Here is a 7296-nt window from a genome sequence, read left to right as displayed (position 1 = left end):
GCGGCGAAGCTCTTTAACAACATACAGCCGATAAGCGTGGGCGTTTGAAGGCGAGTGCCAAGAAGTCGCAAGACTTCGAGGTCCTAGTGACTTTAAACGCTCATGGAAATAGAAGTGAAGTTCACTTCGATTCCTATTGAGCAAATTCAAGATCGAACTGAAGAGTTTGATCCTGGCTCAGATTGAACGCTGGCGGCATGCCTTACACATGCAAGTCGAACGGTAACAGGCCGCAAGGTGCTGACGAGTGGCGAACGGGTGAGTAATGCATCGGAACGTGCCCAGTAGTGGGGGATAGCCCGGCGAAAGCCGGATTAATACCGCATACGACCTATGGGTGAAAGCGGGGGACCGAAAGGCCTCGCGCTATTGGAGCGGCCGATGTCAGATTAGGTAGTTGGTGGGGTAAAGGCCTACCAAGCCTACGATCTGTAGCTGGTCTGAGAGGACGACCAGCCACACTGGGACTGAGACACGGCCCAGACTCCTACGGGAGGCAGCAGTGGGGAATTTTGGACAATGGGCGCAAGCCTGATCCAGCCATGCCGCGTGCGGGAAGAAGGCCTTCGGGTTGTAAACCGCTTTTGTCAGGGAAGAAATCTTCTGAGTTAATACCTCGGGAGGATGACGGTACCTGAAGAATAAGCACCGGCTAACTACGTGCCAGCAGCCGCGGTAATACGTAGGGTGCAAGCGTTAATCGGAATTACTGGGCGTAAAGCGTGCGCAGGCGGTTATGTAAGACAGATGTGAAATCCCCGGGCTCAACCTGGGAACTGCATTTGTGACTGCATAGCTTGAGTGCGGCAGAGGGGGATGGAATTCCGCGTGTAGCAGTGAAATGCGTAGATATGCGGAGGAACACCGATGGCGAAGGCAATCCCCTGGGCCTGCACTGACGCTCATGCACGAAAGCGTGGGGAGCAAACAGGATTAGATACCCTGGTAGTCCACGCCCTAAACGATGTCAACTGGTTGTTGGGAGGGTTTCTTCTCAGTAACGTAGCTAACGCGTGAAGTTGACCGCCTGGGGAGTACGGCCGCAAGGTTGAAACTCAAAGGAATTGACGGGGACCCGCACAAGCGGTGGATGATGTGGTTTAATTCGACGCAACGCGAAAAACCTTACCTACCCTTGACATGCCAGGGATCCTGCAGAGATGTGGGAGTGCTCGAAAGAGAACCTGGACACAGGTGCTGCATGGCCGTCGTCAGCTCGTGTCGTGAGATGTTGGGTTAAGTCCCGCAACGAGCGCAACCCTTGTCATTAGTTGCTACGTAAGGGCACTCTAATGAGACTGCCGGTGACAAACCGGAGGAAGGTGGGGATGACGTCAGGTCATCATGGCCCTTATGGGTAGGGCTACACACGTCATACAATGGCCGGTACAGAGGGCTGCCAACCCGCGAGGGGGAGCCAATCCCAGAAAACCGGTCGTAGTCCGGATCGCAGTCTGCAACTCGACTGCGTGAAGTCGGAATCGCTAGTAATCGCGGATCAGCTTGCCGCGGTGAATACGTTCCCGGGTCTTGTACACACCGCCCGTCACACCATGGGAGCGGGTTCTGCCAGAAGTAGTTAGCCTAACCGCAAGGGGGGCGATTACCACGGCAGGGTTCGTGACTGGGGTGAAGTCGTAACAAGGTAGCCGTATCGGAAGGTGCGGCTGGATCACCTCCTTTCTGGAAAAACGCACTCAAGTTCAAGCGCTCACACTTATCGGCTGTTGTTGACGACAGACTACCCGAGCAATGCGGGTCTGTAGCTCAGTCGGTTAGAGCACCGTCTTGATAAGGCGGGGGTCGTTGGTTCGAATCCAACCAGACCCACCATCCTCTGGGGGTGTAGCTCAGCTGGGAGAGCACCTGCTTTGCAAGCAGGGGGTCATCGGTTCGATCCCGTTCACCTCCACCATTTGCTGCAGAAAACGAAGCGCTGGAAGCGGAAAGCACTTGATGAGTGTTTTCCGGTTCGATCGTTTCGATCGGCTGTTGTCGTTCTTTAAAAATTCATAGAGTCGAAAATCAGCGTTGCTGATGGAAAGCATCTTTCGGGATGCGCCGTGCCATCAGCGACAGTTTGATTGCGTCAATACAAACTTTGATTCGCAAGGATTGAAGTTCGGCATAACGCGTAATACTCAAAATCTGTCATTGACCGGATGTCTGAAGCGAGAGCTTCGGCGTCAAAGTTATAGGGTCAAGTGACTAAGTGCATGTGGTGGATGCCTTGGCGATTACAGGCGATGAAGGACGTGGCAGTCTGCGATAAGCCTCGGGGAGCTGGCAAGCAAGCTTTGATCCGGGGATTTCCGAATGGGGAAACCCACCCGCAAGGGTATCGTCATCTGAATACATAGGGTGGCGAGGCGAACCGGGCGAACTGAAACATCTCAGTAGCTCGAGGAAAAGACATCAACCGAGATTCCGAAAGTAGTGGCGAGCGAAATCGGAACAGCCTGTACGTTTTAGCAGTCGATTTATCAGAACGGTCTGGAAAGTCCGGCCATAGCAGGTGATAGCCCTGTATGAAAAAAGTCTTCTGTGGAACTAAGCGTACGACAAGTAGGGCGGGGCACGTGAAACCCTGTCTGAACATGGGGGGACCATCCTCCAAGGCTAAATACTCGTAATCGACCGATAGCGAACTAGTACCGTGAGGGAAAGGCGAAAAGAACCCCGGGAGGGGAGTGAAATAGATCCTGAAACCGCATGCATACAAAAAGTCGGAGCCCGCAAGGGTGACGGCGTACCTTTTGTATAATGGGTCAGCGACTTACATTCAGTGGCAAGCTTAACCGAATAGGGAAGGCGAAGGGAAACCGAGTCCGAATAGGGCGTCTAGTCGCTGGGTGTAGACCCGAAACCAAGTGATCTATCCATGGCCAGGATGAAGGTAGGGTAACACCTGCTGGAGGTCCGAACCGACTAGTGTTGCAAAACTAGCGGATGAGCTGTGGATAGGGGTGAAAGGCTAAACAAACTTGGAGATAGCTGGTTCTCTCCGAAAACTATTTAGGTAGTGCCTCAAGTATTACCGTCGGGGGTAGAGCACTGTTATGGCTAGGGGGTCATGGCGACTTACCAAACCATTGCAAACTCCGAATACCGATGAGTACAGCTTGGGAGACAGTGCACCGGGTGCTAACGTCCGGACACAAGAGGGAAACAACCCAGACCGCCAGCTAAGGTCCCCAAAATTGGCTAAGTGGGAAACGAAGTGGGAAGGCTAAAACAGTCAGGATGTTGGCTTAGAAGCAGCCACCATTTAAAGAAAGCGTAATAGCTCACTGATCGAGTCGTCCTGCGCGGAAGATGTAACGGGGCTAAGCCAGTTACCGAAGCTGCGGATTTGCACGCAAGTGCAAGTGGTAGGAGAGCGTTCCGTACGCCTGCGAAGGTGGACCGTGAGGTCTGCTGGAGGTATCGGAAGTGCGAATGCTGACATGAGTAGCGTTAAAGGGGGTGAAAAGCCCCCTCGCCGAAAGCGCAAGGTTTCCTACGCAACGTTCATCGGCGTAGGGTGAGTCGGCCCCTAAGGCGAGGCAGAGATGCGTAGCTGATGGGAAACAGGTCAATATTCCTGTACCGATCTATAGTGCGATGTGGGGACGGAGAAGGTTAGCTCGGCCGGGTGTTGGATGTCCCGGTTCAAGCCTGTAGTCGTGGCCCTTAGGCAAATCCGGGGGTCTTAGATGAGGGGTGATAACGAGGCGGCTTGCCGCCGAAGCGAGTGATACCCTGCTTCCAGGAAAAGCCACTAAGCTTCAGCTATAGACGACCGTACCGCAAACCGACACTGGTGCGCGAGATGAGTATTCTAAGGCGCTTGAGAGAACTCTGGAGAAGGAACTCGGCAAATTGACACCGTAACTTCGGAAGAAGGTGTGCCTTTAGTAGGTGAAGTCGTACAGACGGAGCCCAATGAGGCCGCAGAGAATCGGTGGCTGCGACTGTTTATTAAAAACACAGCACTCTGCAAAGACGAAAGTCGACGTATAGGGTGTGACGCCTGCCCGGTGCTGGAAGATTAAATGATGGGGTGCAAGCTCTTGATTGAAGTCCCAGTAAACGGCGGCCGTAACTATAACGGTCCTAAGGTAGCGAAATTCCTTGTCGGGTAAGTTCCGACCTGCACGAATGGCGTAACGATGGCCACACTGTCTCCTCCAGAGACTCAGCGAAGTTGAAATGTTTGTGATGATGCAATCTCCCCGCGGAAAGACGGAAAGACCCCATGAACCTTTACTGTAGCTTTACATTGGACTTTGAACAGATCTGTGTAGGATAGGTGGGAGGCTTTGAAGCGGTGCCGCTAGGTATCGTGGAGCCAACGTTGAAATACCACCCTGGTGTGTTTGAGGTTCTAACCTTGGCCCGTTATCCGGGTTGGGGACAGTGTATGGTGGGCAGTTTGACTGGGGCGGTCTCCTCCCAAAGCGTAACGGAGGAGTTCGAAGGTACGCTAGGCACGGTCGGAAATCGTGCTAATAGTGCATAGGCATAAGCGTGCTTGACTGCGAGACTGACAAGTCGAGCAGGTACGAAAGTAGGACTAAGTGATCCGGTGGTTCTGTATGGAAGGGCCATCGCTCAACGGATAAAAGGTACTCTGGGGATAACAGGCTGATACCGCCCAAGAGTTCATATCGACGGCGGTGTTTGGCACCTCGATGTCGGCTCATCTCATCCTGGGGCTGTAGCCGGTCCCAAGGGTATGGCTGTTCGCCATTTAAAGAGGTACGTGAGCTGGGTTTAAAACGTCGTGAGACAGTTTGGTCCCTATCTTCCGTGGGCGCTGCAAGATTGAGAGAGCCTGCTCCTAGTACGAGAGGACCGGAGTGGACGCACCTCTGGTGTATCGGTTGTCACGCCAGTGGCATTGCCGAGTAGCTAAGTGCGGAAGAGATAACCGCTGAAAGCATCTAAGCGGGAAACTCGTCTCAAGATGAGTCTTGCCGGGGCCTTGAGCCCCCTGAAGAGTCGTTCGAGACCAGGACGTTGATAGGCCGGGTGTGGAAGCGCAGTAATGCGTTGAGCTAACCGGTACTAATTGCTCGTGAGGCTTGACCCTATAACTTTGACGATTGAGTCAAACGGGTTATGCCAGTGACGCAAGCGAACAGCTGATTTTCAAATACTCTATGAATTCGCCTAGCTGCCCCCAAGAAGCAGCAAGGCAACAAGTCAAGCCTGATGACCATAGCGAGGTGGTCCCACTCCTTCCCATCCCGAACAGGAAAGTGAAACGCCTTTGCGCCGATGATAGTGCGGGTTCCCGTGTGAAAGTAGGACATCGTCAGGCTATTTATTCGAAGGCCCGGTTCATAACGAACCGGGCCTTTTTTCTTTGGTCAGGCGATATTGCCTGCGGTGCGGGAATCAACCGCGATGCGATGCGCTGCGCTGCAGCAGCGAGCGCCCATCGGGACCGGGAATTACGCCCGCGCCGCCTCTTCAGCGCGCGAGTTTGATCAAACCACCGTCGCGCAGCAGTTGACCCCCCGTCACCAGGGAAGCGATGACGCGATCTGCGTTCTCCAGTGCGTCTGACGACCCCCTGTCCCGCTGCGTGATCACCGATGCGAATACCGGCGTCGTGGCCAGCCAGTCTCGCAACTGAGCGATATCTCGCTCCCGGTGCTCCAGCATGTGGAACATCAGCAGGGCCCGCTCCGCATAGTCCAGATGACGCAGCGGCGTGCGCATGAAAGACTCAAGACGCTCGCGGCTCTGGCGTACAGCCGGGGCCACGCCGGTAAACGGCGCACCATGCCCCGGAATGACAACGCGTGGCGCCAGCCGCTCGATGAGATCCAATGCGGCGACGGCTTCAGAGAATCCATCGGCGCCGGCGAGTTCGGGAAAGATGATCGCCACCCTGTCCTGCCACAGTGCATCGCCGGTGATGGCGACGCCGCTCTCGCGCTGGAACAGCACCATTGCATCCGGATCGTGCCCGCCGGCCGACCACAGGCGCCAGTCATAACCTCCAAGGCAAATCGACTCGCCGGAGCCGACGCCACGATCGACACCGAAAGCGTCGCAGCGCTGTCCGGTGGCGCGATAGCTCAGGCGCTGTTCGTCCCAGTGCCGGACGGCATCGAAAGAGGCATCGTGGACGCAGATTTCAGGAGCCCAGCGGCGCTGGATGCTGGCGTTCCCACCGCAGTGGTCGGAGTGCAGATGCGTGTTGATGACGCGCTCGAGCGGCTCGCGCGCCAGTGCCTGCTCAAGCAGCACCAGGGTCTGATCGGAATGGCTGTCGTAGCCGGTATCGACCACGGTTGCCGGACTGTCCCGCGTCGCCCCGAACAGGATGTTGTTGGACGACAGCCAACCTCGTTCGAAGACACGAAGCCGCAGCTGCGCAAATACCTGTGCGACGTCCAAGTGCTGCGACATGGCGGCATTCTGGGGGCGACGCCCGCGCCATGCGCTTCGTGGGGGCGGCGACGAACGGCCGCCCGTCACCTTCAGGGCAGGCCGCTCAGCTCGGTGGTCGCTCGATCTGAGCGCAGATCCACAGCGAACAGCAGGGCCGCCAACTGCCGTTCTCGCGCTGCGATCGTGGCCAGAAACTCCGTTCCCCCCTTCATCGCCCTGAAGGTGTCGAAGCCGGATTCGAGGAACCCCTGCAGCGCGGCCAGGCCCGCCGCCCGCGCCGGCCCGCGCATCAACCGAAGACTGTGGCGAAGAATCGGATTACGGGTATAGCGGTCGAGCGCCCCGCCGACGTTCAGCATCAGCTCGATCTGGCGGGCACGCACCTGCGGCCTGCCGACTTCCTGCCACGCGCGGGCGTAGGCCAGAGCGTCCACGCGCGACGACTGCAGCCGCCGCCCCATCGCCGTGTCCATCTCTTCGGACAGCGCATGCAACTCGGACAACGAGCGCACCGTCGATACCAGCTCGTGCGGGAAAATGCGCACCAGCCCCGGCACGACGCGCGCGAACTGCGAATCGCGATCGGTGAAGTCCTGCGGGCCGTAGAGTTGCTCGAGAAAGAAGCGCGAAGCATCGGCATAACGCGGCTGCGCCATCAGGTCCACGTAGGTGTGCGCGAAACGTTCGTGCTGGTACGTCTTCACCGCCCGGGTGTGGGCATCGAGCAGAGAATCGTCTGCCCGGCTGCGACGTTCCGCAGCCACCTTCTCCAGGTTCTCCAGGATCGCAAGGCCTTCAGGTGACACGCTGTCTCGCCCACTCGCCGCAATATCGGCACCCCCGGATGATGCAACACTGCTGCAGATGAACGTTCCCCGCCGCCTCAAGGCCGCTGCAGGTCGACCACAC

The 7296-nt window shown here is 56.6% G+C and carries 2 protein-coding genes, 2 tRNA genes and 3 rRNA genes; 5 read left to right on the top strand and 2 right to left on the bottom strand.

The window, feature by feature from the left end:
• The first annotated feature begins 154 nt into the window (after positions 1-154).
• The 5 genes from CKO43_RS18265 (at position 155) to rrf (ending at position 5305) form a co-directional block, all read left to right on the top strand.
• Positions 155-1683: ribosomal RNA gene (locus tag CKO43_RS18265) — 16S ribosomal RNA — on the top strand.
• A gap of 73 nt (positions 1684-1756) precedes the next feature.
• Positions 1757-1833: transfer RNA gene (locus CKO43_RS18260), tRNA-Ile, on the top strand.
• A gap of 6 nt (positions 1834-1839) precedes the next feature.
• Positions 1840-1915, top strand: a tRNA-Ala gene (locus tag CKO43_RS18255).
• A 283-nt stretch (positions 1916-2198) separates the two neighbouring features.
• A 23S ribosomal RNA gene (locus CKO43_RS18250) occupies positions 2199-5074 on the top strand.
• Between the two features lie 118 nt (positions 5075-5192).
• Positions 5193-5305: ribosomal RNA gene (rrf, locus tag CKO43_RS18245) — 5S ribosomal RNA — on the top strand.
• Together the 16S, 23S and 5S rRNA genes with 2 tRNA genes alongside form the textbook arrangement of a ribosomal RNA operon.
• 152 nt (positions 5306-5457) lie before the next feature.
• On the opposite strand, the gene CKO43_RS18240 is transcribed toward rrf, so the two are convergent.
• The gene (locus CKO43_RS18240; RefSeq protein WP_200379481.1) at positions 5458-6405 is read right to left on the bottom strand and encodes an MBL fold metallo-hydrolase; all 948 of its coding nucleotides are present in this window, start codon (positions 6403-6405) and stop codon (positions 5458-5460) included.
• Positions 6406-6476: 71 nt separating this feature from the next.
• A complete protein-coding gene (locus tag CKO43_RS18235) occupies positions 6477-7193 on the bottom strand; it encodes an FFLEELY motif protein (protein ID WP_200379480.1) in 717 nt (238 codons plus the stop codon).
• Positions 7194-7296 lie beyond the last annotated feature (103 nt).

Source organism: Rubrivivax gelatinosus (assembly GCF_016583785.1).
In the GTDB taxonomy this organism is placed as follows: domain Bacteria; phylum Pseudomonadota; class Gammaproteobacteria; order Burkholderiales; family Burkholderiaceae_C; genus Rubrivivax; species Rubrivivax gelatinosus_B.
This window is presented reverse-complemented; position numbering and strand designations above follow the sequence as displayed.